Raw genomic sequence first — 26,182 nt, 5'->3', positions numbered from 1 at the left:
CCGCCCTTGGCCGGGCCAATATTCAATCTTGAACTGTCTTATCTTGTGTCTGCTTGCGGGGTCGTGGTTAAACAGCCCCTTTGGCCTGCCTCAGCTCCAGCTGTTGCAACCTGTCCAGTGTGCCGACATCACACCAATAACCGGTGAAATGACTGCCGCTGATAAGCCCCTGCGCCATCTTTTGCCGCAGCAGCGGCGCCAAGGCAAAATGTGTCTCTGCTACCCCATCGAATAATTCGGGGCGATATATTCCCACCCCGGAGAAAGTGTACCTGGGCGCGCCCCTGTCACTGACCCGCGAATAGCCGAATGTTTGCGGCAGCAAGGCGAAGTCTCCCTCGGGATGCTGCGCCGGGTTATCCACCAGAAACAGGTGCGCCAGAGTATCGGCAGCCAAATTGGGCAGCTCAGGCATGGCATCGATAAACACATCGCCGTTAATCACCAAAAAAGGTGCATTACCCAGCAGTGGCAGGGCTTTCTTGATCCCTCCGCCGGTTTCCAGCGCTTCAATCTCACGGCTGTAATGAATCGTCACGCCAAAACGGCTGCCGTCTCCCAGGTGTTCAATCAGTTTGTCTGCCTGCCAAGCGCAGTTGATCACCAATTCTGTCACGCCCATGGCGGCCAAACGTTCAATGTGATACTCAATCAAGGGCTTACCGGCCACGGGCACCAGGGGTTTAGGTAGCTTATCGGTCAAAGGGCGCAGACGCTCCCCTCGACCGGCAGCCAGAATCATCGCCTTCATTTTTGCTCCTGTGCCTCTGCTTGTGGTCTGGACTGTAATTGAGACTGGGTTTGAGCCTGTTGCTGAGTCAGCGGCAATAACTTCAGTCTTACCCAGGAGGAAAGCGCCTGCAACTGAGGATAACGCTCACAGATATCTGCCACATAGCCGAGTGTAAGCGGTATATCCTTGAGATAACCTGACTTGCCATCTCTGTGGTGCAAGCGGGCAAAGATACCCGCCGCCTTCAGGTGTCGCTGCACTCCCATAAGATCGAACCAGCGACTGAAGGTGGCATAATCAACATCTTTGCCAACCAACCCCAGCTCGCGACACTGTTCAAAGAAGGCTTTGAGCAGCGGCTCGACTATCGCATCCGGCCAACGTATATAGCAATCTCTCAGCAGCGAGACTGCATCATAGGTCACAGGTCCCAATACGGCATCCTGAAAATCTATTACCCAAAGCTTACCTTCTTTAAGCATCAGATTACGGCTGTGAAAATCCCTGTGCATACCGACTTGGGGTTGCGCAAGCGCGCTCGCCGTCAGAATAGCAAAGCTTTCGGCCAACATAGTATGCTCAGCGGCTGTCAGGGAGACTTGCCAGTGTTTTTCCAGTAGCCATTCGCTGAAAATCGCCAGCTCGCGCTCGACAAAGGCCGCATCATAGTCGGACAAGGGACCAAGCTCACTTTCCCGCACCGCCGCGATATCCGGCAAAATCGCCAGCGCCTTGAGATACCAAGCACTCACATTGGTTTCAGTCAACTCAGGCAACAACAAGTTATCGCCAAGATCCTGCTGCAGGATAAAGCCCTCCGCCTCATTGAACTCAAGCACCTTGGGCACTCGGATACCCGCTTGATGATATGCCCGTGCCAAAGCAATAAAGGGTTTGTTATCCAATAAGTTGGGCGGAGAGTCTGTGACTATGTAATCACGACCATCCACATTGAGGCGAAAATAACGCCGGAAGCTGGCGTCACCGGAAATCAGCTTGGCTTGCAAGGGCTTACCGAAAAGTTGCTGCAACCAGCACGACATGGAAAGAAATCTGGGGTCAGACAAGGTCATCTCATGGCTCTTGACGAAAAATTGCTTTATTATACCGAGGTAAAAAACAGGAAACAGCCAATAAATACAGAGTTTTTTATGGCTGCGTTGCCCGAGGCAGGATGCAACTTTTCCCTCCGAATACTTGTCCAGACAAAGAAATCTAAATAATTGACCTAAGATGCAGATCCGATATTTTCTGGCACTGAGCCTTTTACCCCCCCTGACGCTGGCTGAACCCCTTTCTCAGGAGGGCGGCAACAACGCTCAATGTGTTATCTTGCCTCCGGTTCCCTACCATCAGGTTGGGGAAAGCAGCGGCCCTTTGGCCGATCAAAAAATACAGATCCATTCGGATGCTTCTTCGGCACAATTGGGGCTCGAGGCCAGCTTTGAAGGCAATGTGACCTTTTCTCAGGCCGGGCGCAGAATTTCCGCTGAAAGAGCCACGGTCAACCAGCAGGAGCAGCAGTTAACCGCTCAGGGCAATCTGGTGTTTCAAGACCCGCTGTTTACCGTGACCGCCGACTCGCTGATGGCGCAGATGCGTTCCAATAACGCTACCCTTGAAGGGGCACAGTACTGGCTTCACGGTCAGCAGGTTCACGGGGATGCCCAGAAACTGGAAATTACCCAAAACAACAACCTGATCCTGAACAACACCAACTTCACCACTTGCCCACCGGATAATGTCTCCTGGCTGCTGGAAGCCGAGAAGATCAAAATCGACAGCAAAGAAGAGTGGGGGGAAATCTGGGACGCCAAACTCAGAATAGGCGGGGTGCCGGTATTCTATATTCCTTACATGACAGTGCCGGTTTCGGAGAAACGCAAGACAGGTTTCCTGTTCCCCAGTTTCAGTTCCAGCACCACCAACGGGGTGGAATTTGCCGCGCCGTTTTATTGGAACATAGCCCCCGAGTACGATCTGACCTTCACCCCACACTATATGTCGTCGCGGGGCTTGTTTACCAAGACAGAATTCCGCTATTTGTTGGGTGATGCAGGTAATCGACAAACGCCTACAGGCCAGTTCAACCTGGAATACCTGGGCAGCGATAACATGCTTGATGGCAGCCCCAACCGCTATATGTATCACTGGGAACACAGCGACGCTCTGGATGAAAACTGGCGGGTGTTAGCCAACTATACCGATGTCTCGGACAACAACTACTTCAACGATCTCAACTCTGATGTCAATCGTGCCACGGACAACCAGTTGTCCCGGGTTGGTGAAATCGCCTATTTCACCGACAACTGGGACTTCAGTGCCAGAGTGCAGGACATCAAAGTATTGGGCAAGGAAGAACGGCCCTATCAGGTGATGCCGCAGCTGAACTTCAACTACCGCACTCCGGGAATGTGGCAAGGCTTGGATTTCAACTTCGCCTCAGAGATAACCAACTTCCGTCACAAAGAAGATATCTACACCACGGCAACACGGGTACATATGGAGCCCAGTATCCTTCTGCCTATTCACGGCCCGGCAGGCTCACTGACCAGTGAAGTCAAGCTGATGCAAACCAACTACTGGCAGCACAATATTCAGCAGTCCGAGCAGGAGAGTAGTATAAGCCGTACCTTGCCTCAGGTGAGAATTCACGGTCAGATAAACTTCGAGCGCTATACCGACTACTTTAACCAGAACTATCGCCAGACATTGGAACCTCAATTCCAGTATCTGTATGTCGGCTATGAAGACCAGTCCAAAATCGGTCTTTATGACACGGGTGAACTGCAACAGGACTATTTCGGCCTGTTCCGCGACCGCCGCTTTTCGGGGCTGGACCGCATCGCCGATGCCAACCAGTTAACCCTGGGTCTGACCACCCGCCTGTTTGATGAGCGTAACCTGGAACAACTGAAGTTCAGCCTGGGCCAGATCATCTATTTCGATGACAGCAAGGTCAGCCTCTATGAAGATGACCTCACGGAGCAACCATCAACTTCGGTACTGGCCGCTGAGCTGGATGCCCGAGTCTACAAAGACTGGTTTGTCAGTGGTGCTATTCAATACGATACCCGTAACAGCTCCAACAAGAAGAGCGAAGCATCTCTGGACTACCGCCCCGGCCCCAACAAGCTGCTACAGTTCAGCTATCGTTATGTGCCGGATCTGCTCAACAGTAACACCAACGACAGAGTGGATATCTCCCAGGCTGGTTTCCGTACTACCTGGCCTATTACCGATGAACTCTATTTTGTCGGTAACTGGTATTACGACCTTAAAGAGGAACGCTCGGTGGAAAGCTATACCGGCTTCCAGTACGAGTCATGCTGCTGGGCAGTGCGTTTGAGCTACCACTACCGTATCAAGACCAACTATGAGGACGACCTCAGGACTGCCGCCCCCAACGAGCGCGAAATGTTCGAAACCGGCGTCTACCTCAACTTTGTAATCAAAGGTCTCGGTGGCTCAGGTCCTCTGGGGGTCAACGACATGTTGGATGAAGGTCTGTTCAACTACCGCAAACCACTTTATCTAAGGAATTAATCAAGATTTGTGGTAGATTGCTGAACCTCGGACAGGACAGAGAGTCCAATCTGGACAACCCGGGCCGCTGCCATCGGCGGCCAACGAAACGAAAATGTGGCAAGGATTTTGTGGATGAAACCCTGTAAGAAACTGATTTTTGGATTTTTTGCTCTAGTCATGAGCCAGGCTTCCCTGGCGGCACCACAACTGCTGGATCGCGTTGCGGTGCAAATCAACGACGGCATAGTGCTGGAAAGTGAAGTCCAGAACATGGTCGACACAGTCAAGGCCAACGCCAAGGCCGCCGGCCAAAGCCTGCCTTCAGATCAGGCACTGCGCACCCAGGTTATTGAGCGTTTGATCCTGACCCGTCTGCAACTGCAGATGGCCGACCGTATCGGCCTGCATATCGGGGATCTGCAGCTGGACCAAACAATAGAGAATATCGCCAAGCAACAGAACATGACGGTCGCCCAGATGCGTGCCGAAATTGAAGCCGATGGCAACAGCTTCAGTCAATACCGCGAGCAACTGCGTGAAGAAGTGACTCTGGGTGAAATCCAGCGCATTCAAGTACAACGCCGAATCCAGGTTTCACCCCAGGAGATCAACAGCCTGGTGAAACTGATCAAGGAACAGGGCCTGAAAGACGTCGAATATCAGGTTGGCCACATACTGATCGAAGTGCCTTCCAACCCCAGCTCAGAGCAATTGGAAGCGGCCAGTAAACGTGCCAATACCGTATTGGAACGTCTGAAATCCGGCGCAAACTTCCGTGAAACAGCCATTGCTTCCTCCGCAGGCCCCAAAGCGCTGGAAGGTGGTATCTGGGACTACATGAACATCAATGAGATGCCAACCCTGTTTGCCGAAGTCATTGCTGATGCCAAAACAGGCGACATCATAGGCCCCATTAAGAGTGGTGCCGGTTTCCATATCATCAAAATTATGGACGCCCGCGGCCTACAGACTCAGGAAGTTGAGGAAGTCAGAGCCCGCCATATTCTGCTCAAGCCATCACCAATTCTGTCTGAAGATAGAGCTAAAGCGATGTTGCAGCAGTTCCTCAAACAGATCCGCAGCGGTGAAGCCAAGTTTGAAGATCTGGCGCGCCAGTATTCGGAAGATCCCGGCAGCGCCACCAAAGGCGGTGAGCTGGGATGGGCTGCCCCAAGCATTTATGTGCCCGAGTTTGCCCAAACACTCAACAGCCTGAAGCAAGGTGAAATCAGTGAGCCCTTCCGTTCAACCCACGGCTGGCACATCACTCAGCTGGAAGAGAGACGCAAAACCGATGCCACGGATCAGTTCAATACCAACCGTGCGCATCAGTTGATCTTCCGCCGCAAATTCAACGAAGAGTTACAAAACTGGCTGGACGAAATGCGGGCCGACGCATACATTGAACTCTTCGACCCAGAAACTGACAGAGGTTAAGTCGCTTGGATATTAAACGTATTGCCATTACCCCCGGAGAGCCTGCCGGCATAGGTCCGGATCTGGTAGTACAGCTGGCGCAGCGCGACTGGCCGGCCGAGCTGGTTGTGTGCGCGGATCCTGCCTTATTGCAGGCGCGCGCCAAGATGCTGGGGCTCAGTCTCCAGCTCAAGCCTTATCAACCAAGCCAAGCGGCCAAGCCACAGCAAGCCGGTAGTTTGACCATAGTGCCCTTTCCCATGGCCTGTGAGCCGCGCTGCGGCGTGCTCAATGAGCAAAACAGCGCCTATGTGGTCGACACCCTGCGTTATGCAGGTGAAAAGAACATGAACGGCGAGTTTGACGCTGTAGTGACAGGTCCGGTTCACAAGGGCATTATCAATCAGGCCGGGATCCCTTTTTCCGGCCATACCGAGTTTTTTGCCCATCAGGCCGGTTGCCAGGATGTGGTGATGATGCTCGCCTGCCCAGGTCTGCAGGTAGCCTTGGTGACCACTCACATTCCACTGGCTTACGTTTCCAAGGCGATCACCCGTGAACGCCTGCATCAGATCATCAAGATACTGCACCAGGACTTGGTGAATAAGTTTGCCCTGGACAACCCCAAGATTTATGTCTGTGGCCTCAATCCCCATGCCGGTGAAGATGGTCATCTGGGTCGGGAAGAACTGGATGTGATCATCCCGGCGCTGAACGAGCTCAGAGAACAGGAGCAGATGCGCATTATAGGCCCTCTGCCTGCCGATACCCTGTTCCAACCCAAATATCTGCAAGACGCCGATGTGGTGCTGGCCATGTACCACGACCAGGGCCTGCCCGTGCTCAAATCACAAGGCTTTGGCAAGTCGGTCAACATTACGCTGGGCCTGCCCTATATCCGCACTTCGGTGGATCATGGCACGGCACTGGAACTCGCAGGCACAGGCAAGGCCGATATCGGCAGCTTCGTCTGTGCACTCAACAAGGCCATAGAACTGGCCGGTAAAAACTGATCCAACTGAGTATCAATGAGCAATAAAGTACACTTAGGCCATACCGCCAGAAAACGTTTCGGACAAAACTTCCTGACCGACGACAATGTGATCAACCGTATTGTGGCGGCTATCGCCCCGGATAATGAGCATGTCATGGTCGAAATCGGCCCGGGTCTTGCGGCCCTGACCGAACCTGTGGCCAGTGCCATAGACAAGCTGACCGTGGTCGAGCTGGATAGAGATCTGGTGGAACGTCTGAAGCAGCACCCGGTATTGAAAGACAAGCTGGAAATCCATCAGGGTGATGCCCTGCAGTTTGACTTCAACAAACTCATGGTCGAGGGCAAGAAGCTCAAGGTCTTCGGTAACCTGCCATACAATATCTCCACGCCGCTGATGTTCCATCTGTTTGAATATGCCGAGCAGATCACCAACATGCACTTCATGTTGCAAAAAGAGGTGGTACTGCGGCTTTCAGCCAGCCCGGGCAGCAAGGCCTATGGCCGCCTCACCGTCATGGCCCAATACTATTGCCAGGTAGTGCCGGTACTGGAAGTGCCTCCGGGCAGCTTCACGCCGCCACCTAAAGTAGATTCCGCCGTAGTGCGTCTGGTGCCCTATGAAACCAAACCCTGGCCGGCCAAAGACGTTGCCATGCTCAGCAAGGTAACCAGCACCGCCTTCAATATGCGCCGCAAGACCCTGAGAAATAACCTCAAGGGGCTGCTTGATGATGCCGATTATGAGACCCTGGGAATCGATCCCGGCCTCAGACCCGAGCAGATCAGCGTCGAGCAATATGTCGCCATCGCCAACTTACTGAGCGACCGCCAGGCATAACATCCGGACGCCGGTCGGCGTCCTTCCTTTCCATCAGAGATTTTGGCCAGGAACTTAAGATGAACCCCCAGAAAAGCCGTATCAGAGTCGAGGTGCAGACCCAGTATATAGAACACCAGTCTGCGCCGGATGAAGACAAGTATCTTTTCAGCTACACCATCACAATTATCAACCTGGGTGATGAGGCGGTGACCCTCAAGAGTCGCCACTGGGTGATAACAGATGGCAATGGTCAACAAAGCGAAGTTCAGGGTGCTGGTGTCGTCGGCGAAACTCCGAGGATCAAGCCCAATACCGCCTACCAATACAGCAGCGGCACAGTGCTGGAAACGCCGCTGGGCTTTATGGAAGGCAGCTACCTGATGGAAACCGATTCGGGCGAGAGTTTCTACGCCCAGATCCCTCCTTTCCGCCTGGCTGTACCCGGCCAGGTGCACTAATGGGCAGATAACTGTGGCTCACTATTTTGTCGGCGATATTCAAGGCTGTTTCAACGAGTTGCAACGCCTGTTGGAGAAAGTCGATTTTAATCCCTCCAAGGACGAGCTGTGGGCGGTCGGCGATCTGGTCGCCCGCGGTCCGGATTCTCTCTCGACCTTGAGATTCTTCCGCGATCTCGGCGACTCGGCCAAGTCTGTGCTGGGTAATCATGACCTGCATTTACTGGCCGTCAAGGCCGGGCTCAAACGCGCCAAACCCAGCGACAAGCTACAACCGCTACTGGACGCTACAGATATAGACAGTCTCATCGACTGGATTAGAAACCAGCCTTTGATGCGTGAGTTGCCCGAACACAAACTCATCATGACCCACGCAGGCGTGCCGCCCCAGTGGGACATCCAAACCTTGCGACAGGAAGCGGACGCCGTCAGCCAGGCATTGCAAAGAGCCGACTATTTAGACAGTCTCATCGCCCGGATGTACACAGAAGAGCCGGAAGACTGGTCCGGTGCGCTCAGTGGCCTGCCCAGACTCAGGTACTGTATCAACGCCCTGACCCGAATGCGTTACCTCTATCTCGACGGCGCTCTGGACTTCAGCTGCAAGGTGCCGCCGGCCAAATGCGAAGATCCCAATCTCAAACCCTGGTTTTTATTCCCATCAAACACAGCTGACTACACCCGGGTCTTTGGTCATTGGGCCGCCCTGATGGGCAAGGTCGATGGCGAAAGACTGCAGGCGCTGGATACCGGCTGCTGTTGGGGAGAACACCTAACACTCTGGCACCTGGAAACCGATCAAAAAATTACCCAATCCAGGTTAAAAAAAGGTTAAGCTTAGCTGACATACGCCGATAACCATTTGGTAACGTGCCTATGAAAACTAAAAGATTTTTCCAAGAGAAAAACCACAACCTTATCCGGAGTAGCCTATGAAGTTGAATGTAGCAACCCGGGTCATAGCAGGATTTGCCGTAGTCACCCTGCTATTGATCCTGCTTGGTGCTGTTTCCTGGTTCACCAACAATGAACTGAAAAACACGACAGAAGTTCTACAACAACTGAGTATTCCGGCACTGAAATCAACCGGCGAACTGAGTGAGACCCTCAGCGAGCAGCAAAGGTTGGTTCTGGTGGGTTACCATGTCCCCAAGGCCAATAAGCTGCCGCCGATCCAACAACTGTTTGGTAGTCAAAAGCAAAGCTTCAAGGCGCAATTTGCCAGTCTGTCGAAACTGGTACAGCACGAACCCGGACTCAAAGAGATCCTGCCCCAAGTAGAGCGCAATTATCAGGCCTTTATCAACACCAGCGAACGCATGATGGCCGACCACCTCAGTGCGCTGGAACAGCAGGAAAGCCTCAATAAACAGCGGGATCAACTGGAGACAACCGCCGATGATGCCGCCAGTCTGCTGCTGGACCTGATGGATCTTGAGCAAAGTGAAAACACCACAGAGCGGGAAATTGCCGCTTCTGCCGCAGCACTGGACAGCAATGTCACAAATCTGATCAGCACGGTTTACGATCTGGTGGCCACCGAAGACCGCAGCAAATACGAGATCATAGTCAAAGAACTTAGCTATATCAGCAACGAAGCCGAGGCCAAACTGGAATACATCAGTCGTCACGGCGACGGTGTCATCGATGCCGACATACTCAATGAAATGACCAGCGAGCTTGGCAAACTCAACCAGCATCTTAAAGGCAAAAACTCGATTCAGGCCCAGAAAGCAATCCAACTTGAACTCAAGGCCAGTACTCAGGTGGCACTGGCTCAAGTGGAAACCGACAAACAAAATGCCAATCAGGCAATGGCAGCCCTTTCCGGGGCCATCGAAACCCTGACCAACGAGATCAATGCCAAAACCCTGGCCAGTATCGACTCGGCCAGTATGCAGACCCTATTGGTGGTGCTGGTAGCTATTTTGGTAGCCATAGCCGTGAGTATTGCCGTGGTGAAACCACTGACCGCATCACTCAACCGTATCAATCAAGCATTGAATATCCTCGCTTCCGGTGACTTGACCCATAAACTGGATGACTCAGGCGAGGATGAGTTTGCCGAGCTTTCCCGCAACTGCAACCGCCTTATCGACAGTCTCAGAGGTCTTATTCGCGGCATTTTGGATAGATCCAACCAGTTGGCAGCCGCCGCCGAACAAACCTCGGCAGTCACCTCACAAACCACTATCGGGATCCAGGAGCAAAAGAGTCAGGTAGATCAGGTAGCCACAGCCACCACAGAGCTGAGCTCAAGTGCCCAGCAGGTATCCCACAGCGCAGATCACGCCCTGAGCCAGATTAAACAGGCCGATGAAGAAGCTCAGAATATGCGGATCATTGCCGAGGAAAACCGCCGCACCATAGAAGCACTGGCCGACGAAGTCGCCAAGGCGGGACAGGTGATCAACAAGGTGCACTCAGACAGCGACGCCATTGGCTCGATTCTGGATGTGATCCGCGGCATTGCCGAGCAAACCAATCTACTGGCTCTCAACGCCGCCATCGAGGCCGCCAGGGCCGGTGAACAGGGACGCGGCTTTGCCGTTGTGGCCGATGAGGTACGCAACCTCGCCTCCCGCACTCAGGAATCGACCCAGGAGATCCAGCAGATGATCCAGGTGCTGCAAACAGGCACCCAAGAGGCGGTCGCTGTCATGGAACAAGGCCGCGCCCAGGCCAACTCCTGCGTCGCCAAGACAGAGCAAGCCAATCAGGCTCTGGAAGCTATCAGCGAATCTGTTCATCAGGCCTTCGATGCCGGCACCCAAATCGCCAACGCCGCTCAGGAGCAGAACCTGGTCAGCCAGCAGGTTTCAGAAAAACTGGAACATATTGCACTGATCTCGGAAGAAACCGCCTCAGGCGCCGATCAGACCGCCCAATCCAGCCATCAGGTGGCGCAACTCGCCGAAGAGTTGCAGGCTTCAGTTGGCGAGTTTAAAGTTTAACGCCAATGGTTGGCCGGAGCCGAGAATGTTTCACCGTCTGAATAGAGAGAAAACTCGGCGCTCAAACCAGAGGTCAGTGGATTGACGCCCCAAAGACTCCAAAGCAGAGCCAGGCTTTGGGGCTCAAAGAAGGCATAAATCCACCATTGGTTATTCCCCTCATCGATTACTTCTGTGTTTCACCTCTACCTACAGCAACAGGCACAAGCAACAAAAGTGACACAAAAACCTGTTTTATTTATTGACAATCAACCTCTGTCGCTTGTTAGCTTGCAGATAAGGAAATTAGCGGGAGCTTTCAATGGAATACAGACGTATCCCCCACTCTACTCTGGAAGTAAGCAAACTGTGCCTCGGCACCATGACCTGGGGCGAGCAAAACAGCCAGGCCGAGGCCTTCGCCCAGTTAGATATGGCCCTAGCCGAAGGGATTAACTTTATCGACACTGCCGAGATGTATCCGGTGCCGCCCAAACCCGAGACTCAGGGTGAGACCGAACGCATTCTTGGCGCCTATCTCAAGGCCCGCGGCAATAGAGACAACCTGGTGATAGCTACCAAGGTGGCGGCTCCCGGCGGCAAGAGTGACTATATCCGCAGCAAGATGGCACTGGACTGGCGCAACATCCAGCTGGCGGTGGATGCTTCGCTGCAGCGCCTGGGCGTAGACTGTATCGATCTCTATCAAATCCACTGGCCCCACAGAAACTGTAACTTCTTCGGCGAACTCTTCTATGAGCAGCAGGAGTCGGAGTCGATGACCCCCATCCTGGATACCCTAGAAGCCTTGAGCGAAGTGATCCGCGCCGGCAAGGTGCGCTATATCGGGGTCTCCAATGAAACCCCATGGGGCCTGATGAAATACCTGCAACTGGCCGAGAAACACGGCCTGCCGCGAATTGTCAGCGTGCAGAACCCCTATAACCTCTTGAATCGCAGCTTTGAAGTAGGCATGAGTGAAATAAGCCACCGCGAAGAGTTACCGCTGCTGGCCTACTCACCATTGGCCTTTGGCACCCTCACAGGCAAGTACCTCGACGGTCAGTGGCCGGCAGGCGCCAGGTTGACCCTGTTCAAGCGCTTCGCCCGCTATACCGGCACCGAGTTGGCGCTTGAGGCCACCGAGGCCTACGTCAAGCTGGCCCAAAAATTCCACCTGAGCCCGGCACAGATGGCACTGGCATTCGTCAACTCCCGTCCCTTTGTGGGCAGCAATATCATAGGCGCCACCAATCTGGAGCAATTAAAGGAGAACATTGCCTCCTCGCAACTTAAGCTGAGTGATGAACTGCTCGGTGAACTCAACTCGCTATCGAGGCGATTTCGCCTGCCCTGTCCTTAATAACTGAGATATTTCGCCTTGCATTGGGCGCACAAATCCATAAAGATCTGTGCGCCCTTTTGATTGAAGATCCACAGCAATGAGCACTCCACAATTGCGCGCCCAGTTTCCCGCGCTCACCCAGATGTTGGGGGATTATCCCCTGGTCTATCTCGACACGGCCGCCACCAGCCAAAAACCCCAGCGGGTGCTGGAAGCTATGGCGCGTTTCTACCGTGAAGATTGCGCCAATGTGCACAGAGCGGCCCATCAGCTTTCCGCCCGGGCGACCCAGGCCTACGAAGCTGTGCGTGATGCCTTGCAAGATTTTATCCATGCCGCCCGGCGGGAAGAGATCATCTTCACCCACGGCACCACCGAAGCCATCAATCTGCTGGCCTGGGGCCTTGGCGAGCGCTTTGGCAAGGATGACCTCATTCTGGTCGACAGCTGCGCTCATCACGCCAATCTGCTGCCCTGGCAACAACTGGCCAAACGCAGTGGTGCCAGGCTGGAACCCATTCCGCTGGATAAAGATCTGCGCCTCAATAAGGCGGCCTTTAGTCTGCTGCTCCAGCAAAGGCCCAAATTGGTGGCCCTCAGCCATGTTTCCAATGTATTGGGTACAGTCAATGACATAAAAGCCTTGTGTCAGGATATTCGCGCCGCCGGCGCCATCAGTGTGGTGGACGGTGCCCAGGCCGTTGCTCACCTGCCGCTGGACATGCAGCAACTGGGGTGCGACTTTTATGCTTTTTCCGGCCACAAGATGTATGGCCCCAGCGGCATAGGTGTACTCTGGGGCCGCTATGAATTGCTGGACACCTTGGAGCCACTGCTGACCGGCGGTGAGATGATAAAAACCGTCAGTTTCCAAGACAGTACATTTGGCGACTTGCCCAACCGCCTCGAGGCCGGCACCCCGCCGATCGCCGAGGTCATAGGTCTGGGAGAGGCCATCGCCTTTCTCGAACAGCAGGACAGACAAGCCCTGGCGCTTGCCGAACAAAAACTGCTGAACAAGCTGCAACAGGGGTTATCCGCCATTGCCGGGGTCGAACTTTACGCCGCCCACGGGGATAATCTGGGCGCCGTGGCCTTTAATCTCAAGGGGGAGCATCACCAGGATGTAGGCATACTGCTGGATCAACAAGGCATAGCGGTACGCTGCGGCCATCATTGCGCCATGCCACTGATGTCGCTGATGGGTATCAAGGGCTGCTGCCGGGCCTCTGTGGGGATCTACACTGATGAGCAAGATATCAAACGTTTTCTCGATGCCCTGAAGGCAAGCGCCGAACTACTGGGATACTGAACCATGACAGAGCAAACACTCACTGCTGCCGACTTTATCCAGTTTGCCAAGCAAACCCAGGCGCCACTGGCCGACTTATTTGAAGCCGTCTCCTCGGCCAATAATTGGCAGGACAGATACCGCCAGTTAATGCAAGGCGCCAAGCTGTTACCGGCCCTGCCACCCGAGCTGCAAACTGAAGCCGCCCGGGTACGCGGCTGTGAAAGCGCCGCCTGGCTCTATTACTGTCAAATCGATGGTAAGCATCTGTTTATTGCCGACAGCGAGGCCCGCATCGTCAAGGGGCTGATCGCCCTGTTGCTGCATGCTGTGAATAACAGCGACAGCCAAACCCTGGCGCAATTTGAGCCCAAGGCTTATCTCAAGCAACTGGGTTTGGAGGGGCAACTGAGCCCATCACGCAGCAACGGCCTCTATGCCCTGATAAGCAGAATCATCGAGCTCAGCCGAGGGTAATGCCATGATGCTTTTTTCAGCGCTTCAACTGTCAAGCTCACATCGGAGAATAATTTTGCGGCCTGGTTGGCATTTTTCCAATTAAGCTTCACTTACCATCTGGTTCCAGAGTCGGAGCGTAGCTCAGCCCGGTAGAGCGCTGTCTTCGGGAGGCAGGGGTCGCAAGTTCGAATCTTGTCGCTCCGACCAATCAAACCGCTATCCAAGCGGCATAAAGACTCAAGGGCAGGTTCATCGAACTTGCCCTTGTTGTTTCTGCCCCGTCACACTGCCACAACCATCATCAAGCCGGCAAGCAACAGACAAGTGCCGAGCACGTATTGCAGCTGTTTCTTAGCCAGCACTTTACAGGTTACCTCCCCTACCATGCTGAGGATCAACACCGTCGCGCCAATCCCCACCAGATAGCCCAAGAACAAGTTGGAGCCACTGAGGGTCCAGTCGGCTACACCCAGATTGGCGCTGCCCAGGGTGTAGCCATGAGCAAATGCCAACATGCCAACCATTGCCGCAGCGATATGGGTGGCAAAACAGATATTACCGGCAATCAACATGCCGAGCACAAACATGGACAAGAGGACAAAGGATTTACTGACGATAAGCGCCACCGAGGTTTGCGCCATCAAAGTACCGGCCAACATCACCAGCACAAAGGAGAGAGGTACTGCCCACAAGGCTTTACCACCAAGCTGCGCCGACCAGACACCGACGCCCACGGCCACCAGCAGACTGGCCAACAACATCAGTGGGTTGAGTTGCATCACCTGCTCGGGAAAGCGTCCCACAACCCCCATCGACAACAGCAGACTGGCGCCAACACCCAAGAACAGCCAAGATCTGCCAGCAAACAAGGACCGCATCATAAGCACCTCTCACTTGCCGAGTGACTATGCTTTAACCTTATACCTTACAGTTAAAAAATGCTTGACCTGGCACAAACTCCTGACAAATAACCTCACTTTAATTGACTTGCATAACACAGACTCAGGACTTACTATCCTTGGGTCTTTAAATGTATTTTTGATTAATCCTATGTATTCCCCAATCGACTCATTGCTCATGCAACAGACTTGGTGGCGCAGCCCAAACCGGCGGCGTCAGGATTAAACATAGGTAAAATCATATCTTCCGGGCCGCCATAAGGCGGCCTTTGTGTATCTGTACGTCTTATGGCTCCGGCAATCTCAAGGAGAACAAGATGAAACAGATCATACTCACAGGCGACAGACCCACAGGCAAACTGCATATCGGCCACTATGTTGGTTCGCTCAGGCAAAGAGTCCAGGTTCAGGACGAATTCGATCAGAACGTAATGATCGCCGACTATCAGGCTTTGACCGACAACGGCCATAACCCGGCCAAGGTGACCGACAATATTCTCGAAGTCATGGCCGACTACCTGGCGGCCGGGTTGGATCCGGCCAAGACACGTTTTTGCCTGCAAAGCGCACTACCGGCGCTGTCGGAACTCACCTGTATCTACTTGAACTTGGTGACGGTTGCCCGGCTTGAGCGCAATCCCACAGTCAAGGCGGAGATCCAGCAAAAAGGTTTTGAGCGCAGCCTACCGGCGGGTTTTCTGGTCTACCCCGTCAGTCAGACCGCTGATATTACCGCCTTTCGGGCCACTCATGTGCCTGTGGGTGAAGATCAGTTGCCCATGCTGGAGCAAAGCAATGAAATCGTCCGTCGCTTCAACAACCTGGTGGGGGCTGAAGTGCTCAAGGAGTGTCAGGCGATTCTCAGTGACACAGGCCGCCTCCCGGGGCTCGACGGTAAAGCCAAGATGTCCAAATCCCTTGGCAATACCATAGAACTGGGAATGAGCAGTGATGAACTCAAGCAAGCGGTGTTTTCCATGTATACGGATCCCAACCATCTGAGAGTAGAAGATCCGGGTAGAGTCGAAGGCAACACGGTATTCAGCTATCTCGATGCCTTCCATCCGGACAAGCCCTTGGTAGCCGAGCTCAAGGCCCATTATCGCCGAGGCGGCCTCGGCGATATGAAGTGCAAAAGGATACTCAACGACTGCCTGCAGGAATTACTCGCGCCCATGCGGGAGCGGCGCAGGCAAGCCCTGGCAGACAAAGGGCAACTGCTGGCGATACTGCAAAAAGGTACGGAAGAAGCCAGAGCCATCAGTGATGCCGTACTGCAAGATGTCAAAGCCGCCATCGGGCTTAATCTGCTTCGCTAAACGATTGTTCACTCAGCCAAGAGTCTATAAGCCCGGCACTTGGCTGAGCCTCTCACAGAAACAACTCCCCCTGTTGGCACTCATACTAACCTTGATACTGCGAGCGCTATCCAGCCAGGCTGTTTTTTACTGTTGATACTGCGAGCGCTATCCAGCCAGGCTGTTTTTTACTGGGCAGTTTATTGCAGTGCTGTATCATGCCAAGCTATGCCAACGCCGCCGAACAAAGTGTGGCAATCAACTATATCCATGGAGAAGGCCAGGCCAAGGGTAGCAAACTGGCTTATCAGCTGTATCTGGATCCCCTGAAACCTATCAGTGGAAATTTTGAACTGCCCCTGAAAGCCAGTATCAACTTTTGGGAATGCGGCGAAAATAACCAGCATGATGTCAATCATCTGCTGGCCATGTCACCCATATTGAAATACCCGCTGATGAGGGGACAATGGCTGGACTTTTATCTGGAGGCCGGGATAGGCTTTGCCTTCAAATTTGGCAGTGAGCGCAAACAGACAGGCTCCATCACCTACCTGCATTATTCCAATGCGGGCCTCAGCAAACCCAACCCAGGGCTCAACTTTGTCAACCAGGCCTATAGCTACCGTTTCTAACACCCTTTTAGGGGATCGGGCCAATCAATTTAGCGGATGATTGGCCCGAAAATAGGCCCACTCTTCCACAATGCTGCCATCCGGCAGGTGACAATAGCCTACAGTGCCCTTTTGTTCCTGAACCAGCTCCAGCTTACCGCCGGATTCGACACAAAATACCGCTGCCGGATTAGGGCTTCCCACAGTATCTTTCAGACTCTCGGACCCGGTTTTTGCCGCCTCTTCAGAGCAGCCCCCCAACAGCAGCACAGTGCCCACAATCATTACAGTTAATACTCGCATCTTGGCTCCTTGCTCAGTCCCTTGGGCGCGCCCAATTGCCACCGCAGACTTTCCAGTATCAGCTCAAACAAACTCCAAGCTACAAGGAGATAGCAAGGTCTGCAAGCGAATGAGCCACTTATCCAAGTTAATGATTTGAAAGTTATGAATATTGTTAAAAGTAAGCAGCAATTTTTGCCAGGCAGATCATGATTTTTCCAATTTGATCAGGCTTGTTTTTTGGTGTTTGACAGTAAAGCGGGTAAAGTGTCGCGGTTATCACCTTTTTTGATACAAGGCATTAGCCTGCAATTGATAAAAGACCTACAAACATAATAATACAGACAAGGGAAGAGTATGAGCGACTCCAACTCCTGTGCAGGCAATGACCTGCGCGAAGTCAAGCAACTGGGAATGTGGGCCTCCATCGCCAGTTTAAGCTATATCTTCTGGCTGGTCGGCGGTATGGAACTGGTTGAACGTATCGCCTACTACGGCGTTAAGGCCAGTGCCGGACTCTATGCCAAGGCGCCGGCTTCCGAAGGCGGCCTAGGTATCAGCCTCAGCGATTACGGCATCATTATTTCACTCTGGGCCTTGCTGCAGACCTTTGTGCCGGTATTTACCGGCGGGCTCTCAGATAGAGTGGGCTACAAAGAGACCATCTTTGCCTCAACCATCATCAAGATCTGTGGCTACCTCTGTATGGCCTTCTTCCCCAGCTTCTGGGGCTTTTTGTTCGGTGCCATGCTGCTGGCGGCCGGTACCGGCATCTTCAAGCCCGGCATCCAGGGAACGCTGGTGCTGTCCACCAACCGTAACAACACCTCCATGGCCTGGGGTATCTTCTATCAGGTGGTAAATATCGGTGGCTTCCTTGGCCCCTTGGTGGCGGTGCATATGCGGCAGCTGTCCTGGGACAATGTGTTCTACGCCTGCGCCGCCATTATCTCGCTCAACTTCCTGTTCCTGCTGACGTACAAAGAACCGGGTAAAGAGCAACGCCTGGAACGGCAACGTAAGATCAAGTCCGGTGAACTCAAGCAGGAAATGCTTTGGAAAGATGCCTGGAGCGAACTGAAAAAGCCGGTAGTCATCTACTATATGCTGGTGTTTTCCGGCTTCTGGTTCCTATTCAACTCCCTGTTTGACGTGCTGCCTATTCATATTGCCGAATGGGTGGATACCAGCGTGATTGTCACCAGCCTGTTTGGCCCTGAAGGCACCAGCAACGGCATACTGCAATTCTGGCTCGGGCTGAACAACGAAGGTACCAAGGTCATGCCGGAAGGCATGCTCAACCTCAACGCGGGTCTGATTATGACCAGCTGCTTCCTGATAGCCGCTCTGACCGCCAAGTACCGTATCACCAGCGCCATGCTGGCCGGCTGTCTGCTGTCTATATTTGCCTTTGTGTTGATCGGTGCCACCCATGCGGCCTGGTTTATCGTGTTGGCTATCGCCATGTTCTCCCTCGGCGAAATGATGATAAGCCCGAAGAAGAACGAATTTATGGGCAATATCGCCCCCGAAGGCAAGAAGGCCATGTACCTCGGCTTTGTGATGTTGCCACAGGGCATAGGCTGGGGCCTGGAAGGCTATTTCGGCCCCAAACTCTATGAGATCTTTGCCTCCAAAGAGATCTTCTCCCGTGAGATGCTGCTGGATAAGGGCATGTCACAGAAGGATGTAGCCGCCATTCCGCAGGGGGAAGCCTTTCATAAACTGGTTGAGTTCACCGGCCAAAGTGGCCGCGAGCTGACTGAGATCCTCTACCAGAGCCACAACATAGGCATGGCCTGGTACATCATAGGCGCCATAGGCACCATTTCCGCCGTCGGCATCTATATCTACGGTAAGTGGCTGCTGAGAATGCAGCAGGCCCAAGCCTGATTGGAAACGCCACCTCAGGGTGGCGTTTTTTATATTGATTGTAAATGAGAGCTTGATCCCGCCAAGGGAACAGGCCAAAGTCTATGCTTAAAATAGCCATAAATAGAATGCAACTATTTGTATCCAAGGAAGTTTTATGCTTTTTAACCATCATCTTCACCGGCAGATAGATTCATTGAAACAGCGGCTCGATGAACAGAGCCAGCAGCACCAGGCGACACTGGAGCAATTGCAGTTGCAACTGGGGCAGCTTAAACAGGAAAGGAACCAGGCACTGGCGCAAAACCGCGACTTCGCCGCCATGTTGGCCTGCCAGAACCAGGGCGGGCTCATGTTGCAATCGGTACGCGAGGCCATGGCCGAAGACGCCGGACGTCTGCTTGAGGAGCAAAGCAAACTGGAGCAACTCAACGCCCTGTTCGAGCAAACCCGCAGCGCCGTTGCCAGGCTGGGAGAGCGAGCCCATCTGCTCAGTTCACAGTCACAGCATAGCCTGGGAACAGTGGCGCAGCTGGATACCAGTACCCAAAGCATCAGCCAGTTTGTCAGCGCCATTCAGGGCATTTCGGCACAGACCAACCTGTTGGCACTCAATGCCGCCATCGAAGCCGCCCGCGCCGGAGAGGCAGGTCGCGGCTTTGCGGTGGTGGCCGATGAAGTCCGGCAGTTGGCGGCCAAGGCCAGTGACGCCAGCCAACAGATAGAGCAGTTGGTGCAACAGATCATCACTCAGTCAGAAAGCATACGAACCCTGACAGATGACAACCAAGGCTGCGCCGATGAAGTGGCCAGCTCGGCGGTGCAGATAGACACTGTGGTCACTCAGGTATTGGCGCAATCGGCGCAGATGCAACAGGTGATCAGCCATGCCGCGACAGTGTCTTTCCTCAACACCACCAAGCTGGATCATGCGGTATGGAAGCAGAATATCTATGAACTGCTGCAAAACCAGTGTTTTGATCAGCCGGTAAACAGCCACCATGACTGCCGTTTGGGTAAGTGGTACTACGAAGGACAAGGCGCCAGCCTCTATAGCTCACTCCCGGGGTTCCGCGAGTTGGAAGCGCCGCATGCATTGGTGCACGAAAGTGGCCGCCTGGCGCTGCAACAGGCCGCAGCCGGCAACACCACAGAGCAGGTAATGGCGCTGCAACGGATGGAAGATGCCAGTATGCAGGTGGTACTGGCCATAGATAGCATTATCGCCGCAGTTCAGTAGCCGTCAGTAAAATCGTCAGTAAGCGACCGATTCCACCTCTTCCCGGGTCAACTCTCTGGCTTCGCCCTCGGCCAGAGAGTCATCCAGCACTATCTGACCTATCTGACTGCGATGCAGCGCCAGCACAGGGTTACGAAAGCGGCCGAACATGCGTTTTATCTGGTGATACTTGCCTTCGGTGAGTATCACCTCGGCCTCATGGCTTGCCAACATTTTCAGCTCGGCCGGCGCTGTGATGACGTTTTCAAACTCAAAGAAGAATCCGCGCCTGAAAGCCTCAATATAAGTGTCATCCAGCGGATTGGCCAGACGCACCCGATAACGCTTGGCTTTACTCGATGAAGGCAGGGTCAACGCCTGGGTCCAGCGGCTATCATTACTGAGCAGCACCAGTCCGGTACTCTGCTTATCCAGGCGGCCGGCGATATGCAGCCCTGGCACCAATGCCGCCGGGGGCAGGCAGTCGAGCACGGTTTTATGCTCGGGATCCTGGGTGGCACTCACTACTCCGGCAGGCTTGCTCAGCATCCAATAGACAGGGTTTTGCCGCTGCAGCCATTGCCCATCGAGACGAATATGACTGAACTCATGGATAAGCCTGTCTGCGGCAAACACCTGCTCGTCATCGAGCCAAACCCGGCCATCGGCAAGCAATTGCCTGGCCTGTTTACGGGGAATATTCAGCTGCCCGGCGAGAAACCTGTCCAGCCGTCCCCTCTTACTGCGCATCGTTTAAGGCGCCTTTAGCTTCAATCCGATAAGCGCAGCGACGTGAACCATCCAGAATATGTTCGCGGCGACTGATCTCCACTTCGGGCCCCAGCAACTGCCGGAACAGCGCCAACTCAGAGCGACAAAAGTTCTGGCAACTCGTGGCCGCCGCACAAATGGGGCAATGGTTTTCCAGCAGCCAAAAGCCGGTACTGTCCGCTTCAATCTGCGCCATATAGCCTTCACGGCTTCGGATCTCGGCCAGGCATTCCAGCTTATCGGCCAGGGAAGCGGCAGCGGCCATCTGGCTCGAATAGCTCTCGAGGCTTTGCTGCTCCCTGTGACTGATGAGTTTATCCAAGCCCTCGTCACCAAAGACCTGACGCACTGAAGTTATCAGCTGCAGACTCAACTCATCGTGACGGTCGGCAAACAGCGAGCGACTTTGCTCGGTCAACGTCCAATAACGCGCAGGCCTGCCGCGGCCTTCGGCTCTATCTTCTGTCCGCACCAGCCCCTCGGCTTCAAGGGCTTGCAGATGTTGACGCACCCCCATACTGGTCAGCCCCAGCTCAGCGGCCAGGCTCTGGGCCGTCTGGGCTCCGTTCAACTTGAGAATGTCGACTATCTTGTCTGTGGTCTTCATGGCACCTCCAGCGCTGATTATGCCCGGATCAGGACGCCGCATCCAGAATAAATAAACTTTTTTGTTTATTTTATCTTTACATTATTAAGTAAAGCACATACCTTATAAAACAATAAATAAACAAAAAGGTTTACTTAACATGAAATACCTAGTCGTCAGCGCCAGCCAACGTTTCCAATCCCAGAGTGCCAAGGTCGCAGAATTCATCACCCGGGAAATAAAGACCAAGCAGCTCGCAGAGGCGGAGCATTTGGAGCTCTGCGGTTTCAATCTTCCCTTCTGGGATGGTGAACAACAACACAAGGGCGCCGACTGGCAACGGATAGAAGCCAAGGTGACAGCAGCCGATGCTCTGGTGCTTATCACTCCGGAATGGGGCGGCATGGCGACACCTTTGTTGAAGAACTTTCTACTGATGTGTGACAGCCAACATACGGCCCATAAGCCTGTGCTGCTGGTTGCAGTTGTCTCAGGCATAAGCGGCGCCTATCCCATCAGTGAATTGAGAATGAACGCCATGAAAAACAACAAACTGGTGGCGGTGCCGGATCATTTGATCGTCCGCGATGTCGAGAAAATGCTCAACCCCGAATGCGACAGCATCCGCGATGCCAGATTAAGAGAAAGGATCGGCTACAGCCTGCATATGTTGGCCCAGTATGCAGCAGCACTGGCACAGATACGTTTTGCCCACAGGGACGCCCCCTTTCCCAAACAACAGGAATATTGCTACGGCATGTAAACAAAAGGCCCGAATAAGAAGGAAAAAGGGCAAATACCAAGGAGAACGCAAATGATACAACTGGAACATCTGAACCTGGTGGTCGCTGACCTCCCCAAGACCCTGGATTTTTACCGCGCCGCCTTTCCTCACTGGCAGATCCGCTGCCAAGGAGAAGGAAGCTGGTATGGCAAGCCACGAAAATGGCTCCACTTCGGTGATGACTATCAATACCTGGCTTTCAGCGATAATGGCGAAGGCAATAACCGCGACTTGAGCGGTCATCAACCCGGGCTGGCCCACTTCGCCTTTGTCACAGCAGACATTGACGGGGTGATCAAGCGCCTGCAGGACGCAGGCTATAGCATAGATAAAGACGGTGCTGACGAGCCCTGGCGCCGCAATGTGTACTTTATCGACCCGGCCGGGTTTGAAGTGGAGTTTGTCCAGTACCTGAGCGATCTGCCAAAACAGCGCAATCGCCCTAGCTAAGGGCAGTCATAAATAGCCTTACAGGCTCCCTCGCCTTCGCTCACTGGGTGGGGGAGCCGCCTTGATTCACTTCTTGGCAAACAGACTGTATAACCAGCCCAGGGTGACGGCACCCAGCGCCAGGCTGAAAATGCTGTAGGCTATGATGCAATAATCAGCCATATTCATTCCCAGCAGTGACCAATCATCTTCTCCACAGCCCCCTGTCGGCGCAAACTCATAGGGTAACCATTCATGCAACGGTAACCCCAAGGGGAAATGCGGTTCGGTTGAACAAGCGGCACCACCGCCACCAGTAGCAAAGATATCGCCACCATCCAGCATGTGCGCAGCTGCATGTATCTGTTGCAGCTCAACTGACCAGAGCATCCCCTGGATCACACCATACCAAGCCAGCGCCAATCCCAAGACCTTGAGCCATTGACTGGAAGGCTTAATCGCCATGGCAATACCGGCAATCAAGATACAGCACTGACTAAAACGAATATAAACACAGAGCTCACAGGGATCCATCGCCAAGAACCACTGGAAATACCCCATTGCCGACAACAACAGAAACAGCGCAGCTCCGGCCATCAGCAACCACACACCTCTCTGGGCCTGCCAGCGGCCCAAGGTTGATAAAGGAGCCTGTTTAAACTCCCCAAACAAACGGCTAACAAGATTCATCTGCATTATCCTCACTTCTTGGACAATTCAAGGATCATTTCGTCCAGCATAGGCATACTGCGAATCGACTTGGTATTGATCAGATACTTGCCATTGACCACCAGCGCCGGGATCCCCTGGATTTTGGCGATGGCAATCCCTTGGTCCCACTTGGCCAAGAGTTGTTTCACTTCAGGGGTTCCCTTGAGACGGTTGAACTCTTCTTGCGAGATCCCGGCCTGACTCAAGCCAAAACGGATGAGCTCATCACCACTGGTAAACTTGGCCTTCTTATCGTGGATCCTGGCATATAAAGCCATTTTGGCAGCTTTATATTTGTCTTCACTTAACACCTTGGCCACCGCTAAAACCTCAGAAGCTTCAGCACCAAAAGGCGATTTACTGGAAATATGATAAGCATCGTAATCCACGCCGGAAGGCAAATTTCCAACCATTCCGGGAACAACAGACTTCTCATACTTGTAGCAGAACGGGCAGTTGACAGAAAAAATTTTGGTTACCTGTTTATTAGCCTGAAACTGAACATTTTCCGGTAAAACTTGATAATGGTTTCCTTCTTCCAAATCCAATGCCATTACATTGCAGCTTCCCAGTAGAAAAGCACCCACTACAATTTTTTTAATAAATTTCATTTTCGACCTCTTATCCATCAATCAGATTCAACCCCATAATGCCAATATAAAAACCAATCACAACAAGCCACTCCAGATAATTAATAACACTGTGAGTAACAACAAAATAAACAACAGAATTCAAATAAACCAATATGGATTTCAAAAAATAATGGATTACAAACAAACCAATAAGGTAAATCAATTTTTTTGAAGTTATAAGTCAAGACTTAAACAAGAGCACAAACAAAACATTAACCAAACATTAAAAACGCCAAATGTGACTATGGCCTCAAATTAAATTCCTCCGTTCAACTTAATTAATAAGCGTCTATTAAAAACAAAGGATGATGATATGAAAAAGTCACTCACTTCATTGGCTGTGGTATTAGGTATTGGTTTATCAGCCTCTGTCTCTGCTGCTGGTTTTTACCCAGCACCGCCAGCTGGAAACTTAGGAGGGATTATTGTCAACCCCTATGGTAATTCGCCACTCACTGCCTTAGTCGATTTGGGTAGCAAGCGAGTGTCCAATGTTAGCGTTACCGTGGCCGGAAAAGGTAAGAATGGAGTCAGTATTTCCTATCCGGTCGGTCCCAAAACTATTAACAGACATGACGGTATTCCTATTTTCGGTCTGTATGCCGATTATAAGAATCAGGTCAGTGTTAACTTCACTCTAGATGGTAAAAAATATAGCGATAAATATGAAATTCTCACCAGTGCACTCGAGAACAAGTACATAGATAACCGTAATATTACTTCGATGCAGGAAGTAAAGGTCAAGAAAGTCGATAAAAACTTTAAAGACAGACTGTTAATGGTGAACTCTCATACCATGGTATTCCAAGGTTCAGATCTGCACTGGTCCGGAGTCAAGAGTAAGGATGCCGGTATTTTCGAGTCGACCCCAGCATTGGGCGCCATGACATTCGACATGGCCCCTCTTACTTATATCATTGATACACAAGGTGAAACACGTTGGTGGTTGGATCAGGATGCCACCTATAATGGCCGTGATATCGACGTAAACAAGCGCGGCTATCTGATGGGATTGAGAAAGGATGGCCGCGGTAATCTGAGCTTTGTCCAAGGTCAACATTTCGGATATCTGGACTTGATGGGTAAGATAGTCGACTTCAAGATCCCAAGGGGCTATCAGGACCTGTCCCATGAAAGCATAACCATGCCCAATGGCAACCTATTACTCAGGGGCGCCAAGACCAACTATGTCAACCCACAAGGGGACAAGGTGCATACCGTCAGGGACCATATCCTCGAGGTAGACCAACAGGGGAATTTGGTTGATGTCTGGGATCTCAATAAGATTCTCGATCCCTACCGTGATGCCTTGCTCAAGGCCTTGGATATGGGCGCTGTTTGCGTCAACGTGGATCTCGACCATGCCGGTCAAGCCGCCGGTGAAATGAAGATAGATGCTCCCTATGGCGATATTCCAGGTATAGCCGCAGGTCGTAACTGGGCCCACGTCAACTCCATTTCCTACGACCCCAAAGATGACGGCATCATTCTGTCGCTGCGCCACCAAGGGGTAGTGAAGATCACCCGCGATAAACAGGTCAAATGGATCCTCACCCCCAGCATAGGCTGGAAGGGAGAACTGGCCAAAAAGCTCCTTAAGCCCGTCGATGCCAAAGGCAAGGCCATTGCTTGCTCTGAGCAAGGTGATTGCCAAGGCGACTTTGACTTCACCTATACCCAGCACACAGCCTGGCTGAGCAGCAAAGGCACCTTAACTGTGTTTGATAACGGTGATGGTCGCCACTATACCCAACCCGCTTTACCCACCCAGAAATACAGTCGCTTTGTGGAATATAAAATCGACGAAAACAATATGACAGTGCAGCAAATCTGGGAATACGGTAAAGAACGGGGCTACGAGTGGTATAGCCCTATCACCTCCAACGTGGAATACGTTGCCGACCACAACACCATCTTTGGTTTTGGTGGCTCTATCAATCTGTTTGAGCCCGGCAGAGTCACAGGCAAATTCAATGAGATTGATTACCGCACCAAGGAAGTGAAACTGGAAATCGACGTTCTCTCCGACAAGGCTGGCCAGCCCCATTATCGTGGCCTGTTTATTGAACCGGCGAAGATGTTCGGACGTTGATTTGACTCTAACGGCC

General features: G+C 52.7%; 25 protein-coding genes and 1 tRNA gene. 18 read left to right on the top strand and 8 right to left on the bottom strand.

The window, feature by feature from the left end:
• Positions 1–67: 67 nt before the first annotated feature.
• Positions 68–751, bottom strand: coding sequence for an N-acetylmuramate alpha-1-phosphate uridylyltransferase MurU (murU, locus tag ACMHXH_RS18240; protein WP_335911824.1), 684 nt, complete (start codon positions 749–751; stop codon positions 68–70).
• Positions 748–1,806 carry an aminoglycoside phosphotransferase family protein gene (locus ACMHXH_RS18235; protein ID WP_071475821.1) on the bottom strand — a complete coding sequence of 353 codons (1,059 nt, stop codon included), beginning with the start codon at positions 1,804–1,806 and terminating at the stop codon, positions 748–750. Before ACMHXH_RS18235 ends, murU begins: the two co-directional genes overlap by 4 nt.
• Before the next feature lie 160 nt (positions 1,807–1,966).
• Between ACMHXH_RS18235 and lptD the strand changes: the two genes are divergently transcribed.
• The 11 genes from lptD to ACMHXH_RS18180 all read left to right on the top strand — a co-directional run bounded on the left by lptD (position 1,967) and on the right by ACMHXH_RS18180 (position 14,187).
• Positions 1,967–4,279 carry an LPS assembly protein LptD gene (gene lptD, locus ACMHXH_RS18230; RefSeq protein WP_039033158.1) on the top strand — a complete coding sequence of 771 codons (2,313 nt, stop codon included), beginning with the start codon at positions 1,967–1,969 and terminating at the stop codon, positions 4,277–4,279.
• Positions 4,280–4,393: 114 nt separating this feature from the next.
• Complete coding sequence (gene surA / locus ACMHXH_RS18225) at positions 4,394–5,698, top strand: peptidylprolyl isomerase SurA (protein ID WP_039033157.1); 1,305 nt, start codon at positions 4,394–4,396, stop codon at positions 5,696–5,698.
• Positions 5,699–5,703: 5 nt separating this feature from the next.
• Positions 5,704–6,690 (top strand): 4-hydroxythreonine-4-phosphate dehydrogenase PdxA, encoded by a 987-nt coding sequence (pdxA, locus tag ACMHXH_RS18220; protein ID WP_071475819.1) that lies wholly within the window; start codon positions 5,704–5,706, stop codon positions 6,688–6,690.
• 15 nt (positions 6,691–6,705) lie between these two features.
• Complete coding sequence (gene rsmA, locus ACMHXH_RS18215) at positions 6,706–7,512, top strand: 16S rRNA (adenine(1518)-N(6)/adenine(1519)-N(6))-dimethyltransferase RsmA (protein ID WP_071475818.1); 807 nt, start codon at positions 6,706–6,708, stop codon at positions 7,510–7,512.
• 59 nt (positions 7,513–7,571) lie between these two features.
• The gene (apaG, locus tag ACMHXH_RS18210) at positions 7,572–7,952 is read left to right on the top strand and encodes a Co2+/Mg2+ efflux protein ApaG (RefSeq protein ID WP_101095426.1); all 381 of its coding nucleotides are present in this window, start codon (positions 7,572–7,574) and stop codon (positions 7,950–7,952) included.
• Positions 7,953–7,965: 13 nt separating this feature from the next.
• Positions 7,966–8,787: a symmetrical bis(5'-nucleosyl)-tetraphosphatase gene (locus ACMHXH_RS18205; protein WP_071475817.1), complete on the top strand. Its 822-nt coding sequence runs from the start codon at positions 7,966–7,968 to the stop codon at positions 8,785–8,787.
• Between the two features lie 97 nt (positions 8,788–8,884).
• Complete coding sequence (locus ACMHXH_RS18200; RefSeq protein WP_335911827.1) at positions 8,885–10,906, top strand: HAMP domain-containing methyl-accepting chemotaxis protein; 2,022 nt, start codon at positions 8,885–8,887, stop codon at positions 10,904–10,906.
• 301 nt (positions 10,907–11,207) lie between these two features.
• Positions 11,208–12,248, top strand: coding sequence for an NADP(H)-dependent aldo-keto reductase (locus ACMHXH_RS18195; protein ID WP_335911829.1), 1,041 nt, complete (start codon positions 11,208–11,210; stop codon positions 12,246–12,248).
• Positions 12,249–12,327: 79 nt separating this feature from the next.
• Positions 12,328–13,542, top strand: a complete 1,215-nt coding sequence (locus ACMHXH_RS18190; protein WP_335911831.1) for a cysteine desulfurase — start codon at positions 12,328–12,330, stop codon at positions 13,540–13,542.
• 3 nt (positions 13,543–13,545) lie between these two features.
• On the top strand, positions 13,546–13,998 hold the full coding sequence (locus tag ACMHXH_RS18185; RefSeq protein ID WP_039033149.1) for a SufE family protein: 453 nt from the start codon (positions 13,546–13,548) through the stop codon (positions 13,996–13,998).
• A gap of 112 nt (positions 13,999–14,110) precedes the next feature.
• A tRNA-Pro gene (locus tag ACMHXH_RS18180) sits at positions 14,111–14,187 on the top strand.
• Positions 14,188–14,261: 74 nt separating this feature from the next.
• Here the strand turns inward: ACMHXH_RS18180 and ACMHXH_RS18175 are convergent.
• Entirely contained in the window at positions 14,262–14,861 is a 600-nt protein-coding gene (locus ACMHXH_RS18175) for a HupE/UreJ family protein (RefSeq protein WP_335911833.1), read from the bottom strand.
• A gap of 335 nt (positions 14,862–15,196) precedes the next feature.
• On the opposite strand from ACMHXH_RS18175, the gene trpS reads away from it, so the two are divergent.
• Both trpS and ACMHXH_RS18165 read left to right on the top strand, forming a co-directional pair.
• Positions 15,197–16,198, top strand: a complete 1,002-nt coding sequence (trpS, locus tag ACMHXH_RS18170) for a tryptophan--tRNA ligase (RefSeq protein ID WP_101095433.1) — start codon at positions 15,197–15,199, stop codon at positions 16,196–16,198.
• Positions 16,199–16,395: 197 nt separating this feature from the next.
• Positions 16,396–16,809 (top strand): acyloxyacyl hydrolase, encoded by a 414-nt coding sequence (locus ACMHXH_RS18165; protein WP_335911835.1) that lies wholly within the window; start codon positions 16,396–16,398, stop codon positions 16,807–16,809.
• 24 nt (positions 16,810–16,833) lie between these two features.
• Here the strand turns inward: ACMHXH_RS18165 and ACMHXH_RS18160 are convergent, their stop codons facing one another.
• Complete coding sequence (locus tag ACMHXH_RS18160; RefSeq protein ID WP_039033146.1) at positions 16,834–17,091, bottom strand: DUF333 domain-containing protein; 258 nt, start codon at positions 17,089–17,091, stop codon at positions 16,834–16,836.
• Positions 17,092–17,427: 336 nt separating this feature from the next.
• Between ACMHXH_RS18160 and ACMHXH_RS18155 the strand changes: the two genes are divergently transcribed.
• Together ACMHXH_RS18155 and ACMHXH_RS18150 are read left to right on the top strand one after the other, a co-directional pair.
• Positions 17,428–18,963, top strand: a complete 1,536-nt coding sequence (locus tag ACMHXH_RS18155; RefSeq protein ID WP_071475811.1) for an MFS transporter — start codon at positions 17,428–17,430, stop codon at positions 18,961–18,963.
• A 136-nt stretch (positions 18,964–19,099) separates the two neighbouring features.
• Positions 19,100–20,182 (top strand): methyl-accepting chemotaxis protein, encoded by a 1,083-nt coding sequence (locus ACMHXH_RS18150; protein ID WP_335911836.1) that lies wholly within the window; start codon positions 19,100–19,102, stop codon positions 20,180–20,182.
• Between the two features lie 15 nt (positions 20,183–20,197).
• On the opposite strand, the gene ACMHXH_RS18145 is transcribed toward ACMHXH_RS18150, so the two are convergent.
• Complete coding sequence (locus ACMHXH_RS18145; protein WP_335911837.1) at positions 20,198–20,911, bottom strand: pseudouridine synthase; 714 nt, start codon at positions 20,909–20,911, stop codon at positions 20,198–20,200.
• Entirely contained in the window at positions 20,901–21,539 is a 639-nt protein-coding gene (locus tag ACMHXH_RS18140; RefSeq protein WP_039033142.1) for a helix-turn-helix transcriptional regulator, read from the bottom strand. The genes ACMHXH_RS18145 and ACMHXH_RS18140 overlap by 11 nt, the downstream gene beginning before the upstream one ends.
• Before the next feature lie 139 nt (positions 21,540–21,678).
• Between ACMHXH_RS18140 and ACMHXH_RS18135 the strand changes: the two genes are divergently transcribed.
• Complete coding sequence (locus tag ACMHXH_RS18135; RefSeq protein WP_039033141.1) at positions 21,679–22,281, top strand: NADPH-dependent FMN reductase; 603 nt, start codon at positions 21,679–21,681, stop codon at positions 22,279–22,281.
• Positions 22,282–22,332: 51 nt separating this feature from the next.
• Positions 22,333–22,752 carry a VOC family protein gene (locus ACMHXH_RS18130; protein ID WP_039033140.1) on the top strand — a complete coding sequence of 140 codons (420 nt, stop codon included), beginning with the start codon at positions 22,333–22,335 and terminating at the stop codon, positions 22,750–22,752.
• A 66-nt stretch (positions 22,753–22,818) separates the two neighbouring features.
• Here the strand turns inward: ACMHXH_RS18130 and ACMHXH_RS18125 are convergent, their stop codons facing one another.
• Complete coding sequence (locus tag ACMHXH_RS18125) at positions 22,819–23,421, bottom strand: disulfide bond formation protein B (protein WP_039033197.1); 603 nt, start codon at positions 23,419–23,421, stop codon at positions 22,819–22,821.
• An 11-nt stretch (positions 23,422–23,432) separates the two neighbouring features.
• Positions 23,433–23,855, bottom strand: a complete 423-nt coding sequence (locus ACMHXH_RS18120) for a DsbA family protein (protein ID WP_234501210.1) — start codon at positions 23,853–23,855, stop codon at positions 23,433–23,435.
• 532 nt (positions 23,856–24,387) lie between these two features.
• On the opposite strand from ACMHXH_RS18120, the gene ACMHXH_RS18115 reads away from it, so the two are divergent.
• The gene (locus ACMHXH_RS18115; RefSeq protein ID WP_039033138.1) at positions 24,388–26,166 is read left to right on the top strand and encodes an aryl-sulfate sulfotransferase; all 1,779 of its coding nucleotides are present in this window, start codon (positions 24,388–24,390) and stop codon (positions 26,164–26,166) included.
• Positions 26,167–26,182: the final 16 nt, after the last annotated feature.

Origin of the sequence: Shewanella sp. BJSY2023SW001 (assembly GCF_047314685.1) — a bacterium.
Classification (GTDB): domain Bacteria; phylum Pseudomonadota; class Gammaproteobacteria; order Enterobacterales; family Shewanellaceae; genus Shewanella; species Shewanella indica.
The sequence above is the reverse complement of the archived record's forward strand: the minus strand, read 5'-3'. Positions and strand labels throughout refer to the sequence as shown.

Bases quoted from the DNA above. Each gene is read 5' to 3' on its own strand.
- murU (WP_335911824.1), bottom strand. From the start codon at position 751: ATGAAGGCGATGATTCTGGCTGCCGGTCGAGGGGAGCGTCTGCGCCCT.
- ACMHXH_RS18235 (WP_071475821.1), bottom strand. From the start codon at position 1,806: ATGACCTTGTCTGACCCCAGATTTCTTTCCATGTCGTGCTGGTTGCAG.
- lptD (WP_039033158.1), top strand. From the start codon at position 1,967: ATGCAGATCCGATATTTTCTGGCACTGAGCCTTTTACCCCCCCTGACG.
- surA (WP_039033157.1), top strand. From the start codon at position 4,394: ATGAAACCCTGTAAGAAACTGATTTTTGGATTTTTTGCTCTAGTCATG.
- rsmA (WP_071475818.1), top strand. From the start codon at position 6,706: ATGAGCAATAAAGTACACTTAGGCCATACCGCCAGAAAACGTTTCGGA.
- apaG (WP_101095426.1), top strand. From the start codon at position 7,572: ATGAACCCCCAGAAAAGCCGTATCAGAGTCGAGGTGCAGACCCAGTAT.
- ACMHXH_RS18200 (WP_335911827.1), top strand. From the start codon at position 8,885: ATGAAGTTGAATGTAGCAACCCGGGTCATAGCAGGATTTGCCGTAGTC.
- ACMHXH_RS18195 (WP_335911829.1), top strand. From the start codon at position 11,208: ATGGAATACAGACGTATCCCCCACTCTACTCTGGAAGTAAGCAAACTG.
- ACMHXH_RS18190 (WP_335911831.1), top strand. From the start codon at position 12,328: ATGAGCACTCCACAATTGCGCGCCCAGTTTCCCGCGCTCACCCAGATG.
- ACMHXH_RS18185 (WP_039033149.1), top strand. From the start codon at position 13,546: ATGACAGAGCAAACACTCACTGCTGCCGACTTTATCCAGTTTGCCAAG.
- ACMHXH_RS18175 (WP_335911833.1), bottom strand. From the start codon at position 14,861: ATGATGCGGTCCTTGTTTGCTGGCAGATCTTGGCTGTTCTTGGGTGTT.
- trpS (WP_101095433.1), top strand. From the start codon at position 15,197: ATGAAACAGATCATACTCACAGGCGACAGACCCACAGGCAAACTGCAT.
- ACMHXH_RS18165 (WP_335911835.1), top strand. From the start codon at position 16,396: ATGCCAAGCTATGCCAACGCCGCCGAACAAAGTGTGGCAATCAACTAT.
- ACMHXH_RS18160 (WP_039033146.1), bottom strand. From the start codon at position 17,091: ATGCGAGTATTAACTGTAATGATTGTGGGCACTGTGCTGCTGTTGGGG.
- ACMHXH_RS18155 (WP_071475811.1), top strand. From the start codon at position 17,428: ATGAGCGACTCCAACTCCTGTGCAGGCAATGACCTGCGCGAAGTCAAG.
- ACMHXH_RS18150 (WP_335911836.1), top strand. From the start codon at position 19,100: ATGCTTTTTAACCATCATCTTCACCGGCAGATAGATTCATTGAAACAG.
- ACMHXH_RS18145 (WP_335911837.1), bottom strand. From the start codon at position 20,911: ATGCGCAGTAAGAGGGGACGGCTGGACAGGTTTCTCGCCGGGCAGCTG.
- ACMHXH_RS18140 (WP_039033142.1), bottom strand. From the start codon at position 21,539: ATGAAGACCACAGACAAGATAGTCGACATTCTCAAGTTGAACGGAGCC.
- ACMHXH_RS18135 (WP_039033141.1), top strand. From the start codon at position 21,679: ATGAAATACCTAGTCGTCAGCGCCAGCCAACGTTTCCAATCCCAGAGT.
- ACMHXH_RS18130 (WP_039033140.1), top strand. From the start codon at position 22,333: ATGATACAACTGGAACATCTGAACCTGGTGGTCGCTGACCTCCCCAAG.
- ACMHXH_RS18125 (WP_039033197.1), bottom strand. From the start codon at position 23,421: ATGAATCTTGTTAGCCGTTTGTTTGGGGAGTTTAAACAGGCTCCTTTA.
- ACMHXH_RS18120 (WP_234501210.1), bottom strand. From the start codon at position 23,855: ATGGTTGGAAATTTGCCTTCCGGCGTGGATTACGATGCTTATCATATT.
- ACMHXH_RS18115 (WP_039033138.1), top strand. From the start codon at position 24,388: ATGAAAAAGTCACTCACTTCATTGGCTGTGGTATTAGGTATTGGTTTA.